This window comes from Brevibacillus sp. FW301-21C12A, from assembly GCF_058788915.1.
The window spans coordinates 38,614-64,712 of record NZ_JBYTBG010000011.1 but is presented as its reverse complement, the minus strand read 5'-3'; the positions used below and the strand labels follow the sequence as shown (position 1 = coordinate 64,712).

At 54.6% G+C, this 26,099-nt stretch carries 21 protein-coding genes and 1 pseudogene; 17 read left to right on the top strand and 5 right to left on the bottom strand.

Annotated elements, in window-relative coordinates:
• Positions 1–132: 132 nt before the first annotated feature.
• The 8 genes from AC3WQH_RS09630 to AC3WQH_RS09595 all read left to right on the top strand — a co-directional run bounded on the left by AC3WQH_RS09630 (position 133) and on the right by AC3WQH_RS09595 (position 7,899).
• On the top strand, positions 133–2,811 hold the full coding sequence (locus tag AC3WQH_RS09630; protein ID WP_290426339.1) for a sigma-54-dependent transcriptional regulator: 2,679 nt from the start codon (positions 133–135) through the stop codon (positions 2,809–2,811).
• 205 nt (positions 2,812–3,016) lie between these two features.
• A complete protein-coding gene (locus AC3WQH_RS09625; protein WP_005835177.1) occupies positions 3,017–3,319 on the top strand; it encodes a PTS sugar transporter subunit IIB in 303 nt (100 codons plus the stop codon).
• A 12-nt stretch (positions 3,320–3,331) separates the two neighbouring features.
• Complete coding sequence (gene celB, locus AC3WQH_RS09620; RefSeq protein WP_005835176.1) at positions 3,332–4,675, top strand: PTS cellobiose transporter subunit IIC; 1,344 nt, start codon at positions 3,332–3,334, stop codon at positions 4,673–4,675.
• A 22-nt stretch (positions 4,676–4,697) separates the two neighbouring features.
• The gene (gene chbG, locus AC3WQH_RS09615) at positions 4,698–5,444 is read left to right on the top strand and encodes a chitin disaccharide deacetylase (protein WP_007778400.1); all 747 of its coding nucleotides are present in this window, start codon (positions 4,698–4,700) and stop codon (positions 5,442–5,444) included.
• Between the two features lie 12 nt (positions 5,445–5,456).
• Positions 5,457–5,783, top strand: a complete 327-nt coding sequence (locus AC3WQH_RS09610; RefSeq protein WP_005835173.1) for a PTS sugar transporter subunit IIA — start codon at positions 5,457–5,459, stop codon at positions 5,781–5,783.
• Positions 5,780–7,102 (top strand): 6-phospho-beta-glucosidase, encoded by a 1,323-nt coding sequence (locus tag AC3WQH_RS09605; RefSeq protein ID WP_309479568.1) that lies wholly within the window; start codon positions 5,780–5,782, stop codon positions 7,100–7,102. The genes AC3WQH_RS09610 and AC3WQH_RS09605 overlap by 4 nt, the downstream gene beginning before the upstream one ends.
• Positions 7,103–7,237: 135 nt before the next feature.
• A complete protein-coding gene (locus AC3WQH_RS09600) occupies positions 7,238–7,615 on the top strand; it encodes an HAD-IIB family hydrolase (protein ID WP_007778407.1) in 378 nt (125 codons plus the stop codon).
• A gap of 20 nt (positions 7,616–7,635) precedes the next feature.
• A complete protein-coding gene (locus tag AC3WQH_RS09595) occupies positions 7,636–7,899 on the top strand; it encodes an HPr family phosphocarrier protein (protein WP_005835170.1) in 264 nt (87 codons plus the stop codon).
• A gap of 144 nt (positions 7,900–8,043) precedes the next feature.
• Here AC3WQH_RS09595 and AC3WQH_RS09590 read toward each other — a convergent pair whose 3' ends face one another.
• Both AC3WQH_RS09590 and AC3WQH_RS09585 read right to left on the bottom strand, forming a co-directional pair.
• Complete coding sequence (locus tag AC3WQH_RS09590; protein ID WP_026557621.1) at positions 8,044–10,233, bottom strand: sensor histidine kinase; 2,190 nt, start codon at positions 10,231–10,233, stop codon at positions 8,044–8,046.
• Positions 10,211–10,903, bottom strand: a complete 693-nt coding sequence (locus AC3WQH_RS09585; protein ID WP_005835167.1) for a response regulator transcription factor — start codon at positions 10,901–10,903, stop codon at positions 10,211–10,213. Before AC3WQH_RS09585 ends, AC3WQH_RS09590 begins: the two co-directional genes overlap by 23 nt.
• Positions 10,904–11,056: 153 nt before the next feature.
• Between AC3WQH_RS09585 and AC3WQH_RS09580 the strand changes: the two genes are divergently transcribed.
• Both AC3WQH_RS09580 and AC3WQH_RS09575 read left to right on the top strand, forming a co-directional pair.
• The gene (locus tag AC3WQH_RS09580) at positions 11,057–11,680 is read left to right on the top strand and encodes a class I SAM-dependent methyltransferase (protein WP_005835165.1); all 624 of its coding nucleotides are present in this window, start codon (positions 11,057–11,059) and stop codon (positions 11,678–11,680) included.
• A 27-nt stretch (positions 11,681–11,707) separates the two neighbouring features.
• Complete coding sequence (locus AC3WQH_RS09575) at positions 11,708–13,330, top strand: DEAD/DEAH box helicase (protein ID WP_492332002.1); 1,623 nt, start codon at positions 11,708–11,710, stop codon at positions 13,328–13,330.
• A gap of 72 nt (positions 13,331–13,402) precedes the next feature.
• On the opposite strand, the gene AC3WQH_RS09570 is transcribed toward AC3WQH_RS09575, so the two are convergent.
• From AC3WQH_RS09570 to AC3WQH_RS09560, 3 genes are all read right to left on the bottom strand, one after another.
• The gene (locus tag AC3WQH_RS09570; RefSeq protein ID WP_005835162.1) at positions 13,403–13,744 is read right to left on the bottom strand and encodes a DUF779 domain-containing protein; all 342 of its coding nucleotides are present in this window, start codon (positions 13,742–13,744) and stop codon (positions 13,403–13,405) included.
• 3 nt (positions 13,745–13,747) lie between these two features.
• Positions 13,748–15,268: an aldehyde dehydrogenase gene (gene adh, locus AC3WQH_RS09565; RefSeq protein WP_026557619.1), complete on the bottom strand. Its 1,521-nt coding sequence runs from the start codon at positions 15,266–15,268 to the stop codon at positions 13,748–13,750.
• Positions 15,269–16,694: 1,426 nt separating this feature from the next.
• Positions 16,695–17,081 (bottom strand): hypothetical protein, encoded by a 387-nt coding sequence (locus AC3WQH_RS09560; RefSeq protein WP_005835158.1) that lies wholly within the window; start codon positions 17,079–17,081, stop codon positions 16,695–16,697.
• Between the two features lie 136 nt (positions 17,082–17,217).
• Between AC3WQH_RS09560 and AC3WQH_RS09555 the strand changes: the two are divergent.
• The 7 genes and pseudogenes from AC3WQH_RS09555 to AC3WQH_RS09525 all read left to right on the top strand — a co-directional run.
• A pseudogene (locus tag AC3WQH_RS09555) lies at positions 17,218–17,574 on the top strand (RNA-guided endonuclease TnpB family protein); the annotation flags it as partial.
• 208 nt (positions 17,575–17,782) lie between these two features.
• Positions 17,783–19,558, top strand: coding sequence for a sigma-54-dependent Fis family transcriptional regulator (locus AC3WQH_RS09550; protein ID WP_035316868.1), 1,776 nt, complete (start codon positions 17,783–17,785; stop codon positions 19,556–19,558).
• Positions 19,555–21,417, top strand: coding sequence for a sigma-54 interaction domain-containing protein (locus AC3WQH_RS09545; protein WP_492332001.1), 1,863 nt, complete (start codon positions 19,555–19,557; stop codon positions 21,415–21,417). Before AC3WQH_RS09550 ends, AC3WQH_RS09545 begins: the two co-directional genes overlap by 4 nt.
• 193 nt (positions 21,418–21,610) lie before the next feature.
• A complete protein-coding gene (locus AC3WQH_RS09540; RefSeq protein WP_007779288.1) occupies positions 21,611–22,687 on the top strand; it encodes a tartrate dehydrogenase in 1,077 nt (358 codons plus the stop codon).
• A gap of 21 nt (positions 22,688–22,708) precedes the next feature.
• On the top strand, positions 22,709–24,133 hold the full coding sequence (locus AC3WQH_RS09535; protein ID WP_025846886.1) for an aldehyde dehydrogenase family protein: 1,425 nt from the start codon (positions 22,709–22,711) through the stop codon (positions 24,131–24,133).
• The gene (locus AC3WQH_RS09530) at positions 24,130–24,900 is read left to right on the top strand and encodes an SDR family oxidoreductase (protein WP_005835152.1); all 771 of its coding nucleotides are present in this window, start codon (positions 24,130–24,132) and stop codon (positions 24,898–24,900) included. The genes AC3WQH_RS09535 and AC3WQH_RS09530 overlap by 4 nt, the downstream gene beginning before the upstream one ends.
• Before the next feature lie 78 nt (positions 24,901–24,978).
• Complete coding sequence (locus AC3WQH_RS09525) at positions 24,979–26,049, top strand: TRAP transporter substrate-binding protein (protein ID WP_492332000.1); 1,071 nt, start codon at positions 24,979–24,981, stop codon at positions 26,047–26,049.
• Positions 26,050–26,099 lie beyond the last annotated feature (50 nt).

The following is a 26,099-nucleotide window of genomic DNA, read 5'->3' as shown; positions in this document are numbered from 1 at the left end:
TTTTCTCAGAGAAGGGTGGCTGTTTATTTTGCCGGGATGAGGCGTGTCCATCCAGCATATTCATAGGTAAGAAGGTTTTTCCAGTGTAGCGTGGAAATGAAAACGAATCAGTTGAGTGGCAGGTGAACAGTGGTGAAACGAGTCGATTTCATTTACCAGAAGCTGCTTGAGTCCGGTCCCGATAAAAAAATCAGCGCAGGCGAGCTGGCCGAGCTCCTGGGCCTTAGCCGCGCCAATGTCAGCAGCGATTTGAACCGCTTATGGAAGGAAGGCCGCATTGAAAAAGAAGAGGGGCGTCCTACCTTGTTTTATGTCAAAAAAGCGAATGACTCGCTTTATTTGGCGCAAACGGCATTGGACAGGCTGGCGAAGACGAACAAAAGCCTGATTACCCGCATCGAGCAGGCAAAGGCAGCGGTGCTGTACCCGCCGCGCGGGATGCACTGCCTGATTTTGGGCGAAACGGGAGTAGGCAAGTCGTGGTTTGCGGGGATGATTCACGAGTTTGCCGTCGATATTGGCCGGCTGGACAAGGGGGCGCCCTTTGTCGTTTTTAACTGCGCCGACTACGCCAACAACCCGCAGCTTTTGATAAGCCAACTGTTCGGCGTCAAAAAAGGGGCGTACACCGGAGCGGAGATGGACCGCAAAGGGCTGGTGGAAAAGGCGGACGGCGGGATTCTTTTTCTCGATGAGGTTCACCGCTTGCCAGCAGAGGGGCAGGAAATATTTTTTACGTTCATGGACAAAGGGACGTTCCGCCGGGTCGGAGAAACAGAGGTAGAGCGTTCCGCGCAGGTGCAAATCGTCATGGCAACGACCGAAAACCCGGAATCCAGCCTGCTCAAGACGTTCATGCGCCGCATCCCGATGGTCATCAAGCTGCCCTCCCTGGTGGAGCGGGGGATGGAGGAGCGCTTGGGGCTTGTCATGGAAATTTTTCGCGAAGAAGCGTTTCGGCTGGGACGGGAAATTCAGGTATCGGCAAGCGTGGTGCAAGCGTTTCTCTGCTATCATTGCCCGAACAATATCGGCCAGTTGAAGACGGATATCCAACTGACCTGCGCCAGCGCTTATGCCGAGTTTATTTCCTTGAAAAAAAATCTGCTGCACGTCTCGATTCAGGACGTTCCGCATCACGTCAAGCAAGGGCTGCTTTTGGCAAAAGACTACCGCCAGGAGCTGGAGGAGCTGATTGGCACCGAGCACAAATGCTTTGTGGTGCAGCCGTCCGAGGAAAGCATCTGGTTTGGCGGCGAGTCGGAGAATGCCGCCGACAGCGTCTACGAAAAGATCGAGCAAAAAATATACGAGTTGCAAAACCAGGGGGTCAGCGAGGAAGAACTGGAATTTGATATCGAGCATTACTTCACCACGTTTATCAAAGGGGTTCATCAGCGCATCAACAAAGGCGACATGGCGCGGATTATTGATCCGATCATCATTCACCTCGTCGAAGACATCGTGCGCTATGCCGAGGCGAAGCTGGAGAAAATTTTGAGCCAAAAGGTCATCTTCGGCCTGGCGCTGCACATCCAGACGTCCAAGGAGCGGCTGTCGCAAGGAAAGCAAATCGTCCATCCGCACATCAACAGCGTGCGGCTCAAATACAAAAAGGAGTTTGCCGTAGCGCTGGAGTGCGTGCGCATGATCGAGGAAGCGCTGCTGATGGACTTGCCCATTGGCGAAGCGGGCTACCTGACCATGTTTTTCGTGCTGGATGACGAGAGCATGCAGGAGGAGCGGGAAACGATCGGTGTCCTGGTCATCACGCACGGCAGCGGGGGAGCGACGGCGATGGTCGACGTGACCAACCGCCTGCTGGTCACCCAGTACGCGCGTGCCATCGACCTGCCGCTGGAGGAAGACTCGCTGGTCGTCCTGGAGCAAGCGATCAAGACAGCGCGGGAAATCGGGAGCGCAGCCGGGCTGCTTTTGCTCGTCGACATGGGCTCGCTGCTTGGATTCGGGGAGATCATCGAAAAGGAGCTGGGCATTCCGGTGAAGGTGGTGCCGATGGTGAGCACTCCGCATGTGATCGAGGCGACGCGCAAAGCGATGCTGGGGCATTCGCTGGACGACGTGTACCGCGATGTCGTCGGCATTTCGATGGGGCAGCGGGAGGAGTTACCCAAAGAGGCGGCAGACAAGGCGGTGCCTGCCTTGACGATCGTAGCGGCCTGCCTGTCCGGCGAGGGCAGCGCGCTGTTTTTGAAAAAGCTGCTCGAATCGAAGCTGCGCTACGACGAGAAGCTGCTGGAATTTGTTCCGCTGCAGCTCATGGACAAAGCGCAGGCGAAAAGCCGGTTGAAAAAGCTCAAGGAAGAGCGGACGGTTCTGTGCGTCGTGAGCAACTACATGCTGGATCGCGACTTGCGCTGCCACAGCATGGACGATGTGGTGAACGGCGAGGCGCTGTCCGATATCCAGCAGTTGATTGATCTGGAAGAAGCTTATGTGAAGATGAAGGAATCGCTCAGGGAGCACCTGAAAATGGTGAGGGGCCAAGACGTTCTCGACGACGTCAGGACGTGTGTGGCGCGCATGGAGGAGCGGCTTGGCAACAAGCTGGTTTTCGATACGCGAATCGGGGCGTATTTGCACATCTGCTGCCTGGTGGATCGGCTGAAAGCCGGGGAGCGTTCCGTAGCCTATACCGACAAGGTGCCGTTTTTGGCGGAAAACCGCAAGCTGTACAGCCTGATTCGCCATGAGTTGCAGCCGTTGGAGGACAAATACGACGTGGTCTTCAGCGAGGACGATGTATGCTTTGTCATGAATTTTTTCATACACAACAAAACACTGGCGTAGCTAGTGTTTTAATTTTTGCCAATTTGTCCCTGTTAACAAAACACTACAGCGCTTACATTCAAACACTACTCGCCTGCCCAGAATGCGGCTGCCCGGCAAACGCGATAACGATGCGTTTTGTTTTGAAAGCGCATACAAAAAGGGTGTTTTGGCACGTGACTTGCTCTAGGAAAAGGACATAACCAACTGAGGGGAGGAAGCTGGATTGAATATTTTGCTATGCTGCGCAGCGGGGATGTCAACGAGTCTGCTCGTGCAAAAAATGGAGCAGGCGGCACGGGAAAAAGGGCTGGAAGCGAAAATCTGGGCGGTGTCGGCAGATGAGGTGAAGCACCATATTGACCAGGCACAGGTGCTTCTGCTGGGCCCGCAAGTCCGCTACAAGCTGGCGGAAATGAAAAAAGAAGGGGCGGCGAGAGGGATTCCGGTCGATGTGATTAGCACGGTTGACTACGGCTCCCTGAACGGGAAAAACGTGCTGGAATTTGCGCTTCGTCTAAAACAGTAGAGGGGGATGCGTATGGCAGGGTTTATTTCTTTTCTGGAAGACCGCGTGATGCCTGTCGCGGGCAGGATCGCGGAGCAGAAGCATTTGCAGGCGATTCGCGACGGAATCATTCTTACCATGCCTTTGCTCATTATCGGCTCTCTTTTCCTCATCATCGGTTTTATTCCCATCCCTGGTTACAGCGAGTTCATGAGCGGAATCTTCGGCGATCAATGGCTGACCAAGCTGTTGTATCCGGTGAACGCGACGTTTGACATCATGGCGCTCATCGTCAGCTTCGGGGTGGCGTACCGATTGGCGGAAAAGTACAAGGTCGATCCGCTGTCAGCAGGTGCGATCTCGGTCGCTTCCTTTTTGCTCGCGACCCCTTACAAGACGATGTTCACCCCGGAAGGTGCAACGGCAGCGCAAGAGGTAGGCGGAGTCATTCCTGTCGCCTTGATGGGAAGCCAAGGGCTGTTCGTAGCGATGCTTTTGGCCGTGTTGTCCACGGAGATTTACCGCAAAATCATTCAAAAGAAAATCGTCATCACAATGCCGGACGGGGTTCCGCCTGCTGTCTCCCGTTCTTTCGTGGCGCTGATTCCCGCTTCGGCCGTGCTGCTGGTCGTCTGGTTGCTGCGCATCCTGATTGAAAACACCTCGTTTGAAAGCATCCACAACATCGTGTCTGACTTGCTGGTCGGTCCGCTGAGCGCGCTCGGCAGCAGTCTGATCGGAGCGATTGTCTGCGTGCTGCTCGTCCAACTGCTTTGGTCGCTCGGCCTGCACGGAGCGGCGATTGTCGGCGGTATCATGAGCCCGATCTGGCTCACCTTGATGGACCAAAACCGGGCGGCGTTCCAGGCGAATCCGAATGCCGAACTGCCCAACGTGATTACCACCCAGTTTTTCGACCTATGGATTTATGCGGGCGGTTCCGGCGCGACGCTGGCGCTCGTCGTCCTGATGCTGTTTCGGGCGCGCAGCGAGCAGATGAAAAACATCAGTCGGCTCTCCATCGGCCCTGGCCTGTTCAACATCAACGAGCCTGTCACCTTCGGCATGCCGATCGTCATGAACCCGCTTTTGATTATTCCGTTTATCCTCGCCCCAGTCGTGCTGGTCATTGTCAGCTATGTGGCGATGTCGCTGGGATGGGTAGCAAAGCCGAGCGGTGTCGCTGTACCGTGGACGACTCCGGTCATTATCAGCGGATATTTGGCTACTGGCGGGAAGCTTTCGGGCAGCGTGCTCCAACTCGTGAACTTCGTCATCTCGCTGTTGATCTACTACCCGTTCTTCCGTCTGTGGGATAAGCAAAAGTTGAACGAGGAACAGGCGCATGCCGCTTCCGACAAAGTCGTAAATATGTAATTTCCCGGAGGAGAGGCATGATATGAAGCTGATTGTGAATGCAGATGACTTCGGGTATTCCAAAGGGGTGAATCTGGGGATCATCGAGGCGCATCGGGCGGGTGTCGTCACCTCTGCGACGGCCATGGTCAACATGAACGGGTTCGAGCATGCGGTTCAGCTTGCCAAAAAGACGCCCACGCTCGGGGTAGGCATCCATCTGGTGCTCACTTGCGGCTTCCCGGTCAGCCAAAACGTGCCGTCGCTGACAGATGAGCACGGGCGCTTTCGGCGCGGACACGATTATTTGAGCCTGGCGTCGCCGGAGGAAGTGGAAAGGGAGCTGCGCAGCCAACTGGAAAAGTATTTGCAAACAGGTCTTGCTTTGACGCATATCGACAGCCATCACCACGTTCATGCCCATGCCGCGGTCTTGCCGATTGTGCTTGGCCTGGCAAAAGAATACCAGGTTCCGGTTCGGTATCCGTGGTCGTTTTCGCCCGAAGCGCGGGCAGAGCATCCGGAGGTGATGACGACAGAAGGCTTTTCCGAACGGTTTTACGGAGACGGCCTGACTACGCAGTCGTTTATCGACGTGGTGGAGGAGCTTGCGGACTGCGATGTGGCGGAGATAATGACACATCCGGCGTATTTGGACGAAGAGGTGTTGACAGGCAGCTCGTACACGCTGCAACGCGCGCGGGAGCTGCACATTTTGACCGCACAAGAGATAAAGGAGTACGTGCAAAAGCGCAATGTACGGCTGGTAACTTATAAAGAACTCGGATAGGTGGAGATTGATGTGGACCATACAGACGTTATTTTTCAGTTGATTTTGCACGGAGGAAACGCAAGAAGCCTGGCGATGGAAGCAATCGCCCTGGCGAAAAACAAAGACATGGCAGGCGCACAGGATGCGCTGAGGCGAGCTGGCGAAGAGCTGAGCCGGGCCCATCATCATCAAACCGCTTTTATTCAAAAGGAAATCGCGGGAGAGAAGCCTGAGATCAGCATGCTGTTGATCCACGCGCAGGATCATCTGATGAATGCGATGACGATCAAAGATTTGGCCAGCGAGTTTGTCGAGCTGTACAGCCATGTCCACGCAGGGAAGGAGGCAGGAGTGTGAGCGGAATCAAAATCGTTACGATTGGCGGAGGATCGAGCTATACGCCGGAGCTGGTAGAGGGCTTCATCAAACGGTACGACGAGCTGCCCGTGCGCGAGCTGTGGCTCGTGGACATTCCCGAGGGCGAGAAAAAGCTGCAAATCGTCGGGGCGCTGGCAAAGCGCATGGTGGAAAAGGCCGGGGTGCCGATTCAGGTGCACCTGACGCTGGATCGGCGCAAAGCGCTGGCGGGAGCCGATTTTGTCACGACACAAATGCGCGTGGGGCTTTTGGACGCGCGGATTAAAGATGAGCGCATCCCGCTGAAGTACGGGGTCATCGGGCAGGAGACAAACGGTCCGGGCGGGCTGTTCAAAGGATTGCGCACGATTCCGGTCATTATGGATATTTGCCGCGACATGGAGGAGCTGTGCCCGGATGCCTGGCTGATTAACTTCACCAACCCGGCTGGCATGGTGACAGAGGCGGTACTCCGGCATGCGAACCGCAGCAAGGTCATCGGGCTGTGCAATGTTCCGATCGGGATGAAAATGGGCGTCGCGACGATTTTGGGTGTCGACCAGTCGCGGGTGCACATTGATTTTGCCGGGCTGAACCATATGGTGTTCGGGCTTGGAGTGTACGTGGATGGCGACAATGTCACTTCGCAAGTAATCGACAAGCTGACGGGCGAGCAATCGGGAATCACGATGCAAAACATACTCGACCTCGGCTGGGAAAAAGACTTCATCAAGGCGCTGGGCATTCTTCCTTGCCCGTACCATCGCTATTACTATCAGACCAGCACCATGCTTGCGCACGAGCAGGAAGAAGCGAGCAAAAACGGCACGCGTGCAGAAGTGGTCAAGCGGGTGGAAGCGGAGCTGTTTGCGCTCTATGAAGATCCCGACCTGAACATCAAGCCGCCGCAGTTGGAAAAGCGCGGGGGAGCGTACTACAGCGAGGCGGCCTGCAATCTGATTCACTCCTTTTACAACGACCGCCGGGATATTCAGCCGGTCAACGTCCGCAACAATGGCGCGATTGCCAGTATTCCTGACGATTCGGCGGTAGAAGTGAACTGCGTCATTACGAAGCAAGGACCGATTCCGTTGGCCGTAGGCGATTTGCCTGTGCCTGTGCGCGGGCTTGTGCAGCAGATCAAGTCGTTCGAACGGGTAGCGGCGGAGGCGGCTGTCACGGGCGATTACCACAAGGCGCTGCTGGCGATGGCGATTAACCCGCTGGTGCCGTCCGACGTGGTCGCGAAGCAAATTCTCGATGAAATGCTGGAAGCGCACAAGGAGTATCTGCCGCAGTTTTTCAAGCCGGTGACGTGAAGGTGGGAGACTGGTGGAACGGCGTAGCAGGCGGGGCAGGAGCATGAAATACAAGCTGCTTGCCCTGAGCAGGATCGGTATCCGCTCAAAATCCAGCCGGCGTCAGCGCTCGCGGAGTACGTCCGGGCCAAGCAAGTGTGCGCCCCCAAAATATTCGTTACCGGAGAAGCGGAGCGGATCGCGGCGGCCAGGCGGGAGCTGGAACGCGCCAGCCTGGAAAAAATCAGAGTGACGGCATCCGGCGAGCGCAATCTGGAGATTTTGCCGGAAGGGGTATCCAAAGCAAGCGGACTCGCGGTACTGACAGAAAAGCTGGGAATCGGTCCGGAAGAAATCGTAGCCGTCGGCGACAACTACAACGATGCGGAAATGCTGCAATATGCCGGAATGGGCGTGGCGATGGGCAACGCCCCGGACGATGTGAAGCGGCTGGCCCGCTACGTGACCGACACGAACGACCAGCACGGCGTGGCCGCTGTCATCCGCAAGTTTTTCACCATACACGATGCATGAGGCAGAAAAGGAGGAGTGCAATGGTCCGTTTTAGCGTCGAAATTACCGTAAGTGGCGGCCTTCATGCCCGTCCGGCTTCTGTCCTGGTAAACCTGCTCAACCAATACCGCTCGTCAGTCAAAATGATCTACAACGACAAGCAGGCCAATGGCAAAAGCATTCTCAGCGTCATGGCGCTGGGCGTGAAGACCGGGGACGAGATGACGTTTGAGGTGGAGGGCGTCGACGAACAGGAGGCGGCAACGGCTCTGCGGTCGTTGTTTGAGCGAAATTTCGCCATCTAGTAGCGTTAAAAGTGCAGGAGCAAATCAAAAAAGCCAGTGCCCGAACAAATGGGCATTGGCTTTTCGTCATTTTCGGGCAATGCTTCGCATGCGGGTTTGCCAGTGCAGCGCTGGGGACGACAGGGTCCCGACAAAAGGCAGGCACTAGGCGTTTTTGCGAAACACGACCATCACCTTGAAGTAATCGCCGTCAATTTCGATGGAGAGGCGGCCGCCTTGCAGCTCGACGATGCTTTTCGCAATCGCGAGTCCGAGGCCGGAGCCTTCGGTGTTGCGCGATTGGTCGGCGCGCTTGAACCGCTCGAAAAGCTCTTGGGCGTCGAAGTCGATTTCGTAGGCAGAGACGTTTTTGATCGTCATGATGACTTCTCCCGGCTTTTCGTACAGATCGATCAGGACACGCGTGTTGGGCAAGGAATATTTCAAGGCGTTGCCAATCAAATTCTCGAAGACGCGCCACGTCTTTTTCCCGTCAAGCGGTGCCACGATTTTCGGCTGCTCGACGTTGACGCGGAAGGTGAGGGACGACTGCTCGATCTTTTCGCTGAACTCCGCGATGGCTTGGTTGAGCAGGGATGCTACGTTCACCTGCTCGATGTGCAGCTCTACAGCTCCGCTGGACATTTTCGCCGCGTCAAACAGGTCGTCGATGAGCACCCGCAAGCGGGCCGTTTTGCGGTCCAATACATCGACATAGCTTTTGATCTCGTCTGCTGTCAGGTTTTCCCGTTTAAGCAGATCGACATAGTTGATAATCGAGGTGAGCGGCGTTTTCAAATCGTGCGATACATTGGTAATCAGCTCCGATTTCATGCGCTCACTCTTCATTTGTTCCTCCATCGCACTCTTTAATCCGAGCTTGATGTTGTTGAGCGAGTGAGCGAGATTGGAGAGGTTTCCTTTACGAATCTTTTCAATCGTTGCATCCAAATTTCCGGCTGACATCTCGGAGGCTCCCAGCATGATGCGGTTCATGAGCCCCAGGCGACGCAGGACGTAAGGGACGACGGTTGCCAGGTAGAACAAGCCGTATAAAAAAGAGAGGGAGAACAATTCCTCAGAGGCCTTTACCATGGCGACCAAGCCGAGCGCTACGCTCATGCCAAAGCCAACGGTCAAAATGAACAGCAGGGAGACTTTGAAAAACAGGCTTCGGTTGGTGTAGCTTTCCCGCAAGAGCACTTTTTGCCGGACGAACAAGCTTCTTTGCCATTGCTCGCGAAGCGATCCCGGGTGCAGGTACATATGCCATGCTTCCAGAGCTTGCAGCAGCAAATAGGCAGTGAACAGGGAGATGATCCCGAGTGTAAAGAAATGCTCGGCGTCAATCGGCAAGAAGAAAAAGAAAAAGCGCAAATTGAAAATCAGAGCCAGGTACGCGACCCCAATCGGGAGCAGCATGATAATCCGAATATCGAGCGGGATGCGCCGGAACAGTGCCAGGCTTTTGACGACAATCGGCTGTGCGGCGGCGCGGCTTAGCTTCAAATACCAGAGCAGCAGCGCAGTCACGAGCAGCGTCACCGTGAGCAGGGCGCATTCTCCGAGCAGCCGCTCCCGTTTGGAATCGAAATAGACGGCATCGGCATGAATCTGGCTGTAGCCTTCCGGGCTTTTCGGAACGTAAAAGATTCCGCTCCATTGACTCAATTGATAAGTACGGTTGATATCGGCAAACTCTCCGTATTTCTGATAGGAGTTTTCCGGAAAACGGATTGCATAGCGGGCGTTTTTACTCACTTCTGTTTCGGAAGGCTCGTGGGACATATTGGTGTACACTTTGCCCGTCTTGTTGTCTCTGACATAGTATTTGAATGAGCCGGTTCGCAGCGCAAGGCTGTTTTTTCGCTCTTCGTACTCGGCGTCCTTTTCCGCGACCATCTGTTGGAACTGTCGATCCCAGTTGGCCGTTTCTTTCTCGAGCGCCTTTTTCAGCCTGGCTGCTTGTTCAGTCACGAGCCTGTCAAGCTCCTTCGTATCGGAGGCGTTTCTGGCGTTCTCGATCTCGTGGGCGTATTCACTTTCCAGTCTTTCCCTGACTTCCCGCAAGGCATCCTCGCGCTCGCGCTGGAATTGCTCCACTGTCGCTTTGCCCAGCTTTTCTTCCGGTGTTTTGCGCTCGTAGCCGGCGAAGTCTACATGAACATCTTTCACCAGCTCTACGAACAGCCTGACTTCGCTGTTGAAGTTCTCGCTCTGGAAGTAGGAGTCTTTTTGCAAATACTCGCGGTTTTGGTAAACGTCTGCTGCGGTCAGCATCAGCAGCGAGAGGCTGACTACCAGGGCGAACAGGGCAGGCAGCGTAAAGCGGCTATTTTTCGATTTTGTATCCAATTCCCCATACCACCTTCAAATATTTCGGTTCCTTCGGGTTGATCTCGATCTTTTCCCGAATGCGTCGGACGTGGACGGCAACGGTGTTTTCCGCGTTCAAATACGGTTCGCGCCAGACGCGCTCGTAAATTTCCTCGATGGAAAAGACCCGGCCCTTGTTTTCCATCAACAGCTCCAAAATTTTGTACTCCGTAGCTGTCAGCCGCACCTCGTTGCCGTCGACAGTGACGGTTTTCGTGCTTTTGTTCAACGACAAGCCGCGGACCTGGATTTCATCCTCGGTCGTTTTGTAGTTGCCGAGGTTGGTGTAGCGCCGCAGTTGGGATTTGACCCGGGCCACCAGCTCCAGCGGATGAAAAGGCTTGGTCACATAGTCGTCGGCTCCGATGTTCAAGCCCAAAATTTTGTCCGTATCCTCCGATTTGGCAGAAAGCATGATGATCGGGATGTTTTTGTCCTGGCGGATTTTAAACGTAGCCGTAATCCCGTCCATTTGCGGCATCATGATGTCCAAAATAATGAGGTGAATTTCTTCCCGCTCCAAAACGTCCAATGCTTCCACGCCATTGCTTGCTTTATGCACGACTAACGATTCGTTTTTCAAGTAAATTTCGATTGCGTCTCGGATCTCTTCCTCGTCGTCGACTACGAGGACGTGATAAGTCGTCATTGTTTTCCCACCTTGTGAATGCATTCATGGTTCTATCTTAACGCCCAGGTTTGACAAAACAGCATAGAAATCTCTTACAAATTTCTTAATATACGCCCGAGATAGGATCTGGCCCGAAAATAAGGTAAGATGTGAGGAAGTCAAAACGAGAAAATGGTGATGGCCTTGCTGGAATGGACCGGGGAGAGGATTATCCCCAAGCTGCTGAAGCCGACGAATGGCATGCTGCTGGAACATATTGCCCGCTATTATTTTGCCACGCCGTATATCAAAGGTAGAGTGCTCGATATCGCCTGCGGTACGGGTTACGGCTGCCACATGGTGGCAAAGGATCGAAAGCGGGAGCTGACCGAGCTGATCGGCGTCGACAACGATGACGACACGATCACTTATGCGAAGCGGGAATACCATCATCAAAAGATTACGTATCAAAAGGGCGATGCCCTCGATCCGTTGCTCCCGGAGAAGCTGGGCTTGTTTGATACCATTTTGAGCTTTGAAACGATTGAGCACGTCGCCGACGACTTGCTGTTCATGAACAACCTGTACCGCATGCTGAAGCCGGGCGGAACGCTGGTCTTGTCCAGTCCGTTTGGCAGAGGGAGAGGCATGCAGACGAGCGAGCCTTTTCATGTGCATCAATTGACGCCCGCCGAGTTTGAGGAGCTGTTCGTCCGGTTTTCGCAGGTGGAGATTTACTACCAGCGAGGGCCGACGTTTGAAAAGCCTCGTGACGGCGTGCGTTATTTTATCGGGATGGCGGTTTGTACGAAATAATCCTGTATGGTTTTGGATACGTAATGAATGGAGATGGCGAAACTGGCTGATTTTTTGAGATTGGGCATACGAAAAGAATGGATAGACGCTCTGCAGGCGAACGGGATTGCGGAGCCGACCCCGATCCAGGAAAAAGCAATTCCTGTCCTCATGACAGGCAAAGATGCGATTTCCCAGGCACAGACGGGGACGGGCAAAACGCTTGCTTTTCTCCTGCCGATTTTGGAGAAAGTCGATCCCGAGACAAACGACGTTCAGGCGCTGATCCTCACGCCTACGCGGGAGCTTGCGCTGCAAATTACGGCAGAGGTGCAAAAGCTGACGGCGGCCGTGGACGAGGTGCATGTGCTTGCCGTATATGGCGGACAAGACGTCGATCGGCAACTGCGCAAGCTGGCGGGCAAAAAACAGGTCGTGATCGCTACTCCCGGCAGGTTGCTGGACCATATAAGAAGAGGAACGATTGATTTGTCGACCGTTTCCATGCTCGTGCTGGATGAGGCGGACCAGATGCTGCACATGGGCTTTTTGCCCGAGGTGGAGGACATTCTCGCGCAGACGCCTGCTGATCGGCAAACCATGCTGTTTTCCGCGACGATGACGCCACAGGTGCGTGCGCTGGCCAAGCGGTTCATGCAAAACCCGGAGGATATTCACGTGCAAGGCAAGCGGATCACGCTGGAGGATATCCGGCAGATCGTCGTGGAGACAACGGACCGGGCGAAGCAGTCTACCTTGCGCAGCTTGCTTGACGAGGAACGCCCGTTTTTGGCAGTGATCTTTTGCCGGACCAAGCGCAGGGCAAGCACGCTGAACGCCGCCCTGCAAGGGTTCGGCTATATTTCTGACGAACTGCACGGCGATTTGTCACAAGCGAAGCGCGAGGACGTGATGAAGCGTTTCCGCGAAGCCAGAATCCAGTTTCTCGTCGCAACGGACGTGGCGGCTCGCGGACTTGACGTCGAGGGAGTCACACACGTATTCAACTACGACATCCCGGAGGACGTAGACAGCTATATTCACCGCATCGGCAGAACGGGCCGGGCCAAGGAGAAGGGCGTGGCCTACACATTGGTGGCGGCGAAGGATCGGGCGCAGCTCGCAGAGATTGAAAAAGGGATCGCCATGACTTTGGAGCGGCGTGCGAGTGAGCGGACGGCGGATTTCGGGGAGCACGAGGAGCGTAAGCAGCAAAAGAGGCAGCAAAAGAAGCAGCATAAGGGGCAGGAGAGCGCAGGCAGAGGCGAGCAGCGCGGGGGCAGGTCGGCCAGAGCTGGGGACGGGGATCGTGGCGGCAAACCAGCCCGAACTGGGGACGAGCATCGTAGTGGCAGGCAAGCCCGGGCTGAGGACGAGCATCGTGCGAGCAGACCAGCTAAAGCTGAGACTAAGCAACAGGCCAGCCAAGGGAAGCGAGGGAACGGAAAACGCGGGCGGCACGGTGACGATCGCCAGCAGCAAGGCGCTCGCATGACCAAACCGGATCGGGATGACCAGCGCAAAGCAGGGCGTGCGACGAAACAAGGGCAGAGCAGCGAGCGGGCAGCAGGCGGAAGCGCACGTTTTGAAGGCAAAAAAACATCAGGAAAACGGCCAGGCCCGGCGCCAGTAAAACGCGGCAGCACCGCTCGAAGGGCCAAGAAGCGCTGAGTGAAGCAAAGCGGGGAAAAAGAAAGACCGTTCCGGCCGTGAGACAGGCAGGAACGGTCTTTTGTTGTGCATTTAGCTGTCAGGAAAGACGCGCGAACGCGTAAGGAAGCGCACTCCTTCTGGCCCCTCAAGCGAGAACATGCCGCCGCGGCCTTCGACTACATCAATAATGAGCTGGGTATGCTTCCAATACTCGTACTGTGCTTTGCCCATGTAAAACGGGCAGCCGCCGATCTCACCCAAGAGCACATCCTGATCGCCGACGAGAAACTCGCCGAGCGGGTAGCACATGGGAGAGCTGCCGTCGCAGCAGCCCCCTGACTGGTGAAACATCAAGTCGCCATGCTTGGCGCGCAGCCGTTCGATCAACTGCAGGGCAGCATCGGTAGCGAGCACTTTCTCAGGCTGGCTCATCGATCAAAAGAAGCCCAGTGCCTGGTCGCTGTAGCTGACCAGCAGGTTTTTGGTTTGCTGATAGTGAGAGAGCATCATTTTGTGTGTTTCGCGACCGATACCGGACATTTTGTATCCGCCGAACGCAGCGTGCGCAGGGTAAGCGTGGTAGCAGTTGGTCCATACGCGGCCAGCCTGGATTTCGCGGCCCATGCGGTAGGCAGTGTTCATATCGCGTGTCCATACGCCGGAGCCGAGACCGTACAAGGTGTCGTTGGCGATGGAGAGCGCTTCTTCCGTGTCTTTGAAGGTCGTCACGGAGACTACCGGACCAAAGATTTCTTCCTGGAAGATGCGCATTTTGTTGTGGCCCTTGAACACGGTCGGCTGGATGTAGTAGCCGCCTTCGAGATCGCCCTCAAGCTGCGCACGCGCGCCGCCGATCAGGCAATCTGCGCCTTCCTGCTTGCCGATGTCGAGGTAGGAGAGAATTTTTTCCACTTGCTCCAGGGAAGCTTGGGCGCCGATCATTGTTTCTGTATCGAGCGGGTTGCCCTGCTTGATGCTGGCAACGCGTTTCAGGGCGCGCTCCATGAATTGATCGTAAATGCTTTCGTGAATGAGGGCGCGGGACGGGCACGTGCAAACCTCGCCCTGGTTGAGCGCAAACAGCACGAAGCCTTCGATGGCTTTGTTGAGGAACGCGTCGTCTTTTGCACACACATCCGGGAAGAAGATGTTCGGAGATTTTCCGCCCAGCTCCAGCGTCACCGGAATGATGTTTTGGGAAGCGTATTGCATGATGAGACGTCCGGTTGTCGTCTCACCCGTAAAGGCGATTTTGGCGATGCGGTTGCTCGATGCCAGCGGTTTACCCGCTTCCAGACCGAAGCCGTTTACGACGTTGACGACGCCTGGAGGCAGCAAGTCGCCAATCAGCTCCATCAGCACCATGATCGAAGCAGGTGTTTGCTCGGCAGGCTTGAGCACGACGCAGTTTCCTGCGGCCAGGGCCGGGGCCAGCTTCCACGTCGCCATCAGGAGCGGGAAGTTCCACGGAATGATCTGTCCGACGACTCCGAGCGGCTCATGGAAGTGATAAGCAACCGTGTCGTTGTCGATCTCAGCGAGAGAGCTTTCTTGTGCGCGGATAGCTCCGGCGAAGTAACGGAAATGGTCGATAGCGAGCGGAATGTCAGCAGCCAGCGTCTCGCGGACGGGCTTGCCGTTTTCCCATGTCTCGGCAGTCGCCAAAAGCTCCAGGTTGGCTTCCATGCGGTCTGCGATTTTCAGGAGGATGTTGGAGCGTTGTGTAACCGAGGTGCGTCCCCAAGCAGCTTTTGCCTCGTGGGCGGCGTCCAGTGCGAGCTCGATGTCTTCTGCCGTCGAACGGGCAACCTCGCAAAAGACCTTGCCGATTACAGGAGAGACGTTTTCAAAATATTCACCCTTCACTGGCGGTACCCAATTGCCACCAATGTAGTTGTCGTAGCGAGTCTTGAAAGTCACCTTGGATCCGGCTTGGCCGGGTTGAGCATAGATCATGCGAGCGCCTCCTCTTATATCACCTTTTTCTTTACAACCTTCTCTAAAAGCAAATCCTGTACCAAACGCCGGAAGGCTTGAAATGACAGCGTTTTCGCAGACGAAACACGCCAAAAATGTTCCAAAATGGAGCAGGCATTGTTCCGTTTTGGGACAGTTTGCAATAATTTTGGGAGCATCTGACAAATATCTGCTTTTTGCGCGAGGCTTCGCAGTAATCGCCTATTGAAAGCCTACGGTTTTCAGCGTGGGAGGAAAGACGGCTTTGCCCGAACATCCCCTCATAGGATGGGCAGGGCAAACACACAGGACCTGTGCGAGTGCTTTTCTTGTTATTTGGCTCTGTTGAATTTTAATGTTGTTTTAAATGCAAAAAAATAAACTGATTTTTCTGAGCTGAATTCCGCTTTCAAATGACTAAAGAACGGAATGACCTACAAAGGTAGTTCCATGCGTTAAGCTAACCAGTGAGGCAAGTCATGCAGCTTATGGCAAACGAGTCGATCCATGTAAAGCCGTTGTCTAACCGTCCATTTTCTCGTAAACGCTATATAAAAAGGCTAACGTTAGACTCTTGTCCTTTCGCCACTGACTAGTCCCGGACCAATCAACTTACTATTCTTCATAGGAGAAAAGGGGGGACAAGGGACGGAATGAATAGTTTTCCCAACCGAATATGCTTTTCTATAAAGAAAAAAACGGAATCGCGTACAGGATTCCGAATGATTTGTTCTATATACTTAGGGCTCGATTTTCTTCTTTAGGATGTTAATCTGTTTAGATTCTTTCGGATTATCTATGTAGTAGATCTCCTGAGCACCTGCGTTATAGATCCATAGGTCACCTTGAGCAGTAGTCGTGACGTGGACTAATCCACTCCCGTTCTCATCCCTAAAAAAGACCCTGTAGTCCTGTAGAGATTCACTTGTTTGTGCCGTAGAAATTATTGCCCAAGTTAAAGACCCAGCAACAAAAGCCGAGACGATTAACAAAACTCCTTGCAACTTAGACATAAACAGCATCCTTCGTATAGAGCAAGTCATTCATTCAAAACAGAAGCAAAAGGATTTATACAAAAAATTAAAGAAGAGTAACATTATGCTACTCTTCCATATAATTGTATATTACTTGAAATCTCTAGACCATTCAATATAATGGGTAGGTTCAGTATAAGATCCAGTATACGTATTAGTTACTTTTCCAGTAAGCCAGTTAATCTCATCTACTTTCCAAGTTCCTCTGTCATAGAATCCTGTCCAATAATAAATTCTTGAAACATATGATGAACTTTCGGCTGGTCCAGTCCAAGTTTCTTCTGTTGTGTATGTTGTCGATATCTCTGTAGTCAAAGTGCTTTCTACTTCTTCGCCGACGGATGCTGGGCCATTCCCAACAGAAACACTAGCTTTAACTCTTGCTGAGGAATTTACTTTCTTTGCTTGGGTCGTAGTAAGTTTAATTGTCTTCCCTTTGGAACAGAAATAATTTGCACTGCTGCTGTAGGGTTATTGGAACTTTCTACCCGCTTAACTACATCAGATAGGTACATTGGTTTTATTTTGTCATCAGTGTTTTTACCAACTTTATGAATAGTTATACTTTTAGCATCTCCAGCTTGCTCTACTATTTGTTCGATTTGCTCTTTTGTGACCATGCCTTGGGCTTCTTCGGCGATGTTTACAACGACCTCTTGATCTTCGGCGCCAAGGAGTTTCAGTGACTCACTATAATCTTCTTTTGCAAACGAAAGGGATGGCAACATAGCCAGTAGACTTAATGTGCATAAAATAGCAATTGATTTTTTCTTAAACACAGTTCAATCACTCTTATTTTTTGGTATATAACAACATTATATCTTATTGGTAAATTTGTAAATATTTTCTTATATTTTGTTTTATGTTCTGTTTAATATGAATTATTTGTATAATCCATCAACCATATCACTAGCTAGTCGTCACATCGTCCATACAGTCATTCAGGAAGGCGTGTCGATCATCAAACTTGAGCGACTAGAGAATATTCGCAAGACGGCAAGAACAAGCCGTAAAAACGCCAAGAATCTGCATAGTTGGACGTTCTATCAGCTTCAACAATTCATCTCCAATAAAGCAACCCTTGTAGGCATACAAGTTGTGGAGGTCAATCCTGCCTACACTTCTCAAACTTGTCCTGTCTGCGGGGAGAAGAATAAAGCGAAAGACAGAAGATACGAATGTTCATGCGGATTCAAAACGCATCGTGATCGGGTTGGAGCGATCAATATCATACGTCAACCTGTGACAGATGGTAACAATCTGTCAGCCTAAGATGCTAGAGGCACTGTCTTAGGACGGGCTGATGAGACAGCCCTGAACTTGGGGGAACTACGGATAGCAGAAATGTACTTCCGACTACCACCCAAGAATCCACCCAAGAATCCCACTGATACCGAAAGGCTTCAGCTTGCGGCTTTAGCCGTGGGAGTCTCAATCATGCTATACTGATAGAGAATGATTTTTGAGGGAGGGAAGAGTGTTGTCAACGATTGTCCAGCAATCTTGGAAGCGCTGCCAGGAATCGAACCTCAAAGCTTGGGAGAAAGCCAATGACCAGATCATTTCCAGCAAACGAATCAAAGAAATCATTCAGGAAAATCACCCTCTGATTCAAGAAAGCCTCCCGCTCTTCAACAAGCTTGCTCCTTTTTTGCTGTCGACAGAGCATATCGCTTTGCTGTCGGATCGGGATGGCAATATCATTCACACCGTCGGGGACCCTGTGTTTGCCAATCAGGCGCAAAAGGTGCAACTGCAGATCGGGGCGAACTGGACGGAGGATTACAAAGGAACCAATGCGATAGGAACGGCGCTGATCGCGCAGCAGCCGATCTCCGTGCAGGGCGACCAGCATTACTTTTTGGAGAACCGCTTTCTTTCCTGCTCGGCGGCGCCGATTTTTTCACCGACGGGCGAGCTGCTTGGCGTCATCGACATCAGCACGCGCAAGGAGTACACGCATCCGTTTGCCTTGACGATTGCCTGCATGATTGCGGAAGCCCTGCAAAATCGCTTTCTGTATGCCAACGCCGAGCGGGTCATTGCCCTGCCCGGCAGCACGGCCGTGAAAAGCAGCCAGGGAAAAGTGCCGCTCGTAGCTCTCGACAGGGACGAGCGGATCGTGGGCTTGAACGAATTGGCCAAGCAGCGGCTGGGAAAAGACGCTTTGGGAACGCGGCTGTCCCCGGAGCAGGAGCGCGCCGGACGGGATGTGCAGGATAACCGCCAGCGTTTCTGGGGGGCGCAAGCTGCAACAGACGGTGCTTCCAGGAACGCTGCGGCTGCCCCAAACCAAAAGCCGATGCCTGCACTCAAGCCGTTTCCGCGTCTCGCCGGATCGTGCCCGCTCTTTTTGCAGGCGAAAATGCTCGGGCAAAAGGCGGCGCAGGTTGATTTTCCCGTGCTGATTCTCGGCGAGAGCGGCACCGGAAAAGAGCTGTTCGCACAGATGGTTCACGAGACAGGGCCGCGAGCGCAGGAGCCTTTTATCGCCGTGAACTGCAGTGCGATTTCAGAAAATTTGATCGAAAGCGAATTGTTCGGATACGAAAGCGGGGCGTTTACCGGGGCCAATCGCGAAGGAAGAATCGGCAAGTTTGAAGCGGCGAAGAAAGGGACGATCTTTTTGGATGAGATCGGGGACATGTCTTTGCGCGGACAGGCCGCTCTGCTGCGCGTGTTGCAGGAAAAGGTCGTCACGCCTGTAGGCAGCAACCAGTCGCGGCCGATTCATGCGCGGATCATCGCCGCCACGCACCGCAATTTGCCGGAGGAAATCAGGGCGGGGCGCTTTCGGGCGGATTTGTACTACCGGCTCAAAAGCGTCTCCATCCACCTGCCGCCGCTGCGCAAGCGAAGCGACATCGTCCAACTGGCCGAACATTTGATGCAGCAAATCGCCATGGGACAGCCATACGTCTTGCTCCCGGAGGCAAAAGCAAAGCTCGCCGCCTACTCCTGGCCGGGCAACGTTCGCGAGTTGCAGGGCGTGCTGGTGCAGGCTGCCTTTTTGTCCGACGGCGGGGAGATTGGCGAGGAGCACATCCAGCTTGAAGGCTTGACCGAAGAGGCGGAGCCTGTGCATGCGGTCCCATCCTTGCGGGAAACCGAGCTTGTGGCGATCAAGCGGGCGCTTGATTCGAGCGGAGGCAATGTGAGCCGGGCCGCCAAGCTGCTGCAAATCGGGCGAAACACCTTGTACCGCAAAATGGCGGAATACCATCTGACAGCGCCCGTCAACCAGGAGGAACCATGATCGCCCTGTACAGGCTGGATAAGGAGCTGGAGCGGAAAATGACCGCGCTGCTGGAAAACAGCGGGCAAAACATCGGATATTTTTACTCGATCAAATCCATTCTCGACCAGATGATGAACCCGTTTGTTGCCATCACTACAGAAAAATACAGCGAGGAGCTGGAGGCGCTCTCGTTGCCCGTCGTCAGCCTGTCGATAGACATGAATGACGTGCGCCGGGCTATCGCAACGCTTCCGGATGAAGGGCGGGGCCACAAGGTCGTCGTGGTGTGCGCCACGCAAAAAGAAAAAAGCTGGTTGCAGCAGGAGTACGCTCTGGAAGAGGGGCAACCGCAGCCAGACTGCACGTTTCTCTGCGCAAAAGAGCTGGCGTATCCGCAGGAGCAGGCTGTCTATCTCGTGCCGATCTGGAACCGCCATGCTTTTGCGCTGCACCCGGCCTCGCAGCAGTGGCATCCCGTCGAGCCTTCGCTCGCCACCTTGCGCAAAGCGGTGCAGCAGGCAGCCTCGCTGGTCACTTACACAAAGGAGCGGCTGCGCGAAAAGCATCAGATGGAAGCCGTCGTAAACTCGGCTCATGACGCGGTGATCGCCGTCGATCGGCACAGCCAGATTACGCTGGTCAACGAGCATGCCAAAATGCTGCTGGGGCTGTCCGGAGATGTGCTGGGCAAACCGATCACGGACTACATCCCGCACTCTGACATGCTGCGCGTGCTGAAGACGGGCAGGGAGGAGCTGGGCGAAATCGCGACGGTGCGCGACCGTTCCATCGTCATCAATCGCATTCCGGTGATCGTCAAGGATCAGGTTGTGGGGGCGGTGTCCAACTTCAAGGAAATCATCGACATTCAGAAGATGGAGATGACGCTGCGCAAAAAGCTGCACGACAACGGACTGTCAGCCAGATACCGCCTGGACAGCATCGTCGGCTCCTCGCCTGCCATCCTCGAAACGAAGGAGCAGGCGGCGCTGTTTGCGAAAACGAACGCGACCGTGCTGATTACAGGGGAATCGGGAACGGGCAAGGAGCTGTTTGCCCAAGGCATCCACCTGGAAAGCGGACGCGCTGTCGGGCCGTTTTTGGCGGTGAACTGTGCGGCGCTCCCGGAGGGGCTTCTGGAGAGCGAGCTGTTCGGCTACGAGGATGGCGCTTTTACAGGGGCGAAAAAGGGCGGCAAGCCGGGCTTGTTCGAGCTGGCGCACGGAGGCACGCTGTTTTTGGACGAGATCGGGGAGATGCCGCTGCGCATTCAGGTGCTCTTGCTGCGCGTCCTGCAGGAGAGGCGCGTGCGTCGCGTCGGCGGCGAAAAAGTGATTCCCGTCGATGTGCGGATTGTCGCGGCGACGAATCGCGAGCTGGCCAAGGAGATCGAGAAGGAGCAGTTTCGCGCCGATCTCTACTACCGCATCAACATGCTCAGGCTCGATGTCCCTCCGTTGCGGGAGCGCCTGAGCGACATTCCGCTGCTGGTCGAGAGCATGATTCGCGAGATGAACGAGCAGCACGAGAAAAAGATCAAGGAAGTCGATGAAGACATCTACCCGCTGTTTCAGAGTTACTCGTGGCCCGGCAATGTGCGGGAGCTGAGAAATGTCGTCGAGCGGATGGTGCTGCTGGCAAAAGGGGGAGGAATCGGCAAGGAGGACGCAGGCTTTTTGTTCGCGAGGCAAAAGGGAGGGCACGACGGCAGGCTGCCCGTGCCGCCGGAAGCAAGCGAAGCAGAGCGGAACCCCGAAGCGCAGCAAATTGCCAGCGCGCTGCAGCAGACGAGATACAACAAGACTCTTGCGGCAAAGGCATTGGGCATGGATCGAACTACACTGTGGCGGAAAATGAAACAGTATCGTCTGGAGTGAGCAAAGTGTTGCAACGTTTTGTTGCAACACTTTGTTGTTTTATGAGGGAGGAAGCATCGAGACGGCGTGGACAGTCGAGACAAAATGTAAGCGTTTTACCGCGTTAACGCGATTGCGCCTGCTTGGCATCAAACGTGCATTTACTATCTGGTGCATATAGTCAAAAAATTTAGATCATTTAGGGGGGAGTCGATTGCTTCACTATTCGATTGCAGTCATTCCGGGAGACGGTATTGGTCCAGAGGTGATGGACGAAGGCTTGAAGGTTTTGGCGGCGCTGGAAGAAGCGCACGGCGGGATTCGCTTTACCCGTGACGTCATGGACTGGAACTGCCAGTACTACCTCACGCATGGCAGGATGATGCCGGAAAATGGACTACATACATTGAAGGACTACGATCTGATCTTGCTGGGAGCTGTCGGGGCGCCGGAAGTACCGGATCACGTGTCGGTGTGGGAGCTGATTTTGCCGATTCGCCGTGCCTTCCAGCAGTATGTGAACCTGCGGCCTGTCAAGCTGCTCAAAGGGTTGGAGAGCCCGCTGCGCTACAAAGGGCACGCCGATCTCGACTTCGTCGTCGTCCGGGAAAATACAGAGGGCGAGTATTCCAACATGGGCGGGCGGATGCACCAGGGGACGCCGTACGAGATGGCGGTGCAAAACAACGTATTTACTCGCTACGGCACCGAGCGCATTCTCAAATACGCGTACGCGCTGGCGGAAAAGCGGCCGAAAAAGAGCGTGACGGCGGCGACCAAGTCCAACGGCATCAACCATTCCATGCCTTTCTGGGATGAGATCGTCAAGGAAATCAGCCGGGAGCACCCAGACATTCAGACCAACCTGTATCATATCGACGCATTGGCCGCTTACTTTATCACGCGCCCGGAGACGTTTGACGTGGTGGTTGCCAGCAACCTGTTCGGAGACATTTTGACAGACCTTGGGGCAGCGATTGTCGGCGGCTTGGGGCTGGCACCGTCTGCGAACATCAATCCCGAGCGCAAATACCCGTCCATGTTTGAGCCGATTCATGGCTCTGCGCCCGATATCGCCGGAAAAGGCATCGCCAACCCGATCGCACAGGTGTGGAGCCTCAGCATGATGATGGACCACCTCGACTTGCCGGATGCAAGCGCCGTCATTATGAACGCGATCGAACAAGTGCTGCAGGAGGGCAAGGTGCTGACGCCTGACCTCGGGGGCAAGGCGACGACAAAGGAAGTGGGAGACGAGCTTGTCCGGCACATCTACCTGGCAACCAGATAAAAACAAGGGAGGAAAAGGAGCATGGAACCAAAAACGTATGACCTGTACATCGGCGGAGAATGGATCAAAACAGAGAGCTACATTCCCGTTTTTCACAAATACAGCGGCGAGTGCATCGCGCATATCGCCCGCGCCGAACAGCAGCACGTCACGACGGCGGTAGAAGCGGCCTGGCAGACGTTCAAGCAGGATAAGCTGACGCCGTTTCAGCGCTATCAAATTTTGCTGAAGGCTTCCGCGCTGATGGAGGAGCGCCGCGAGGAAATGGAGCTGTCGCTGATTCGCGAAGTGGGGAAAACGCGCAAGGACGCGCAGAACGAGCTGGACCGCACGATCAACACGCTGCGCCTGTCGGCGGAGGAAGCGAAAAAAATTCACGGCGAAATGATTCCGCTGCAATCGACGGAAGGCTCGGAAAATCGCCTGGGCTTTACGATCCGCGTACCTAAAGGCGTCATCGGAGCGATTACTCCGTTCAACTACCCGCTTTTGCTCAGCACGCACAAGATCGCTCCGGCGCTCGCCGCGGGAAATACGTTGGTAGTCAAGCCGGCGACGGTCACGCCGATCGCGACCTTTCTTTTGCTGGACGTATTGGAGGAAGCGGGCCTGCCCAAAGGGTATGTGAACATCGTGACAGGCGCAGGCAGCGAGGTGGGAGAATGGCTGCTGGATGAGGAACGCATCGCCATGTACACCTTCACCGGGTCGGGCGAGGTGGGCCGCCATATCAAGGAGCGCAGCGGCATGCGTCCGGTGGCGCTGGAGCTTGGCAACAACTCGCCCAATCTCGTACACCACGATGCAGACCTGGAGCTGGCGGCCCGTCAGACAGCCGCGCGCAGCTTTCATAACGCAGGCCAGGCGTGCATCGCCGTGCAGCGCATTTACGTACACGAGGACGTGGTGGAAAAGTTCAGCGAGCTGTACATCGCGCACGTCAAGCAGTTGAAAGTAGGCAATCCGGAAGACCCGGAAACAGACGTAGGGCCGATGATTAGCGAAAAAGAAGCCAAACGCACGGAGGAATGGGTGCAGGAAGCGATCAGCCAGGGGGCGCAGTCGCTTTTGCCAGTCAAACGGGAAGGCGCTCTTTTCTATCCGGCGGTGCTCGTCAATACGAAGCCGGAGATGAAGGTCGTGTGCCGGGAAGTGTTTGCTCCTGTCGTGACGATCATTCCGTACAGCGATCTGGAAGACGCTTTTGTCCAGGCCAACGATTCGGAGTACGGCTTGCAGGCGGGAATTTTCACCCGCGATCTGAATGTCGCGATGAAAGCGGCGCGTACCTTGGAATACGGCGGTGTCGTCATCAACGACGTCTCGACCTACCGCAACGACGTCATGCCGTATGGCGGCGTGAAAAACAGCGGACTGGGCAAGGAAGGCCCGCGCTACGCCGTAGAAGAAATGACCGACGAAAGAATGGTGGTGATTAATCTATGAACGGACAACTGCTGCAAGGAAAAACCGCGCTGGTAACAGGTGCCGGGTCAGGGATGGGAAAAGCGATCGCCAAGCTGTTTGCCGCAGAAGGAGCCAATGTCATCCTCGCTGATCTAAACGAAGAAGCCGCTTTGCAGGTGGTCGCCGAATTGCCGGAAGGAAGCGGCCACGCGGTGCAAGCCGATGTAGCTGACGATGAGAGCGTAGCCGCGCTCGTCCGGGAAACGCTCGATGTCTACGGAGCGCCCGATGTGCTGGTCAATTGCGCCGGAGTGCCACAGGCGTTCACCCCTATCGAGGAGCTGACGCTCGCCCAATGGGATCGGATCATGTCCGTCAATACCAAATCGATCTATTTGACGACCAGGCATGCGGTTCCGCATATGAAAGCGAAAAACAAAGGAAGCATCATCAACATCGCCTCGATTGCCGGGATTCGCGCGCGGCCTGGCCTCAACGCCTACTGCGCCTCCAAAGGAGCGGCGATCATGCTGAGCAAGGCTTTGGCGATCGAGCTGGCCCCTCATCACATCCGGGTCAATGTCATCAATCCGGGCCCGGCCGAGACGCCGATGCTGGGCAAATTCATCAACGGGGACGAAGCAGAGGTAGAAGCCGGGAAAAAAGATATTTTCATCAGCAGCGTTCCGCTGGGGGAGCTGATTCAGCCGGAGGATATCGCGCAAGCCGCCCTGTACCTGGCATCTGATCTGTCGAAAATCGTGACGGGCGAGGTCATGAATGTGGACGGTGGAAGAGGAATCTAGTAGCTAGTCAAATGAGCGGAATTTTCATATTATTAAATAAATTAAAAACAAACAAACACAAATAGGGGGTATTGCAACATGTCTCGAAAGAAGTGGAGTTTCGTGCTATCTGGCATCATGTCTGTTTCGTTATTACTGGCGGCATGCGGAGGCGGAGGCGGTCAACAGGCCGCCCAGCCTTCCGGACAAGGCGGGGGACAGCCAGCCGCGCAAACGGGAGCGCCGTCGAGCGACGGGCAAAGCTATGTCTTCAAGGCGGGGCACTCCTTGACCGAAGATCACCCGTACCATCTGGCGCTGAAAAAGATGGCCGAGGATGTAGACAAGCGTTCGAACGGAAAAGTGAAAATCGAGGTGTATCCATTGAGCCAACTCGGGGCCGAGCGGGAGCTGACAGAGGCACTGACGTTTGGAACGGCAGATATGTCGATCACGTCAACCGCGCCTGTCACGAATTTTTATGCCAAGCTGGGCGTGCTCGACCTGCCTTTCCTGTTTGAGAGCCGCGAGCAAGCGTACAAGGTGCTCGATGGAAAAGTCGGAGAAGAGATGCTGAAAAACTTGGAAAGCGCCAACCTCGTTGGCCTGGCTTGGGCTGAAAACGGTTTCCGCCACATCACGAACGGAACGAAAGACATCAAGAAGCCGGAGGACGTCTCCGGCATGAAGATTCGTACCCAGGAAAATCCGATTCACCTCGCTGCCTTCGAGACGCTGGGCGCCAAGCCGACGCCGATGGCATGGACAGAGGCGTTGACCGCTTTGCAGCAAGGAGTGGTAGACGCGCAGGAAAATCCGGCGATCGTCGCACAGACCTACAAGCTGTACGATTCGAAGCAAACGCACATGTCGCTGACCGGGCACGTGTACTCCGCGGCGATGATTTTGTTCAGCAAGCCGGTGTGGGACAAACTTCCCGCAGACGTTCAGCAACTGATTGCGGAAGAAGCGAAAAAAGCCGGGCAGTTCGAGCGTGAGCTGATGATTAAGATGGAGGAAGAAGCGATTGCCAACCTCAAGGCAAAAGGGGTTGTCGTGACAGAGGACGTCGACAAGCAGGCTTTCCGCGAGGCCATGAAGCCTGTGTACGACAAGTTTTCCGACCAGTTTGGCAAAGAGCTGGTGGATGAAATCGTCAACACGAAATAAACGGCAAAAGGGAGAGGGGCCAGGCGGCTTTTCTCCCCCCTTTTCCGCGA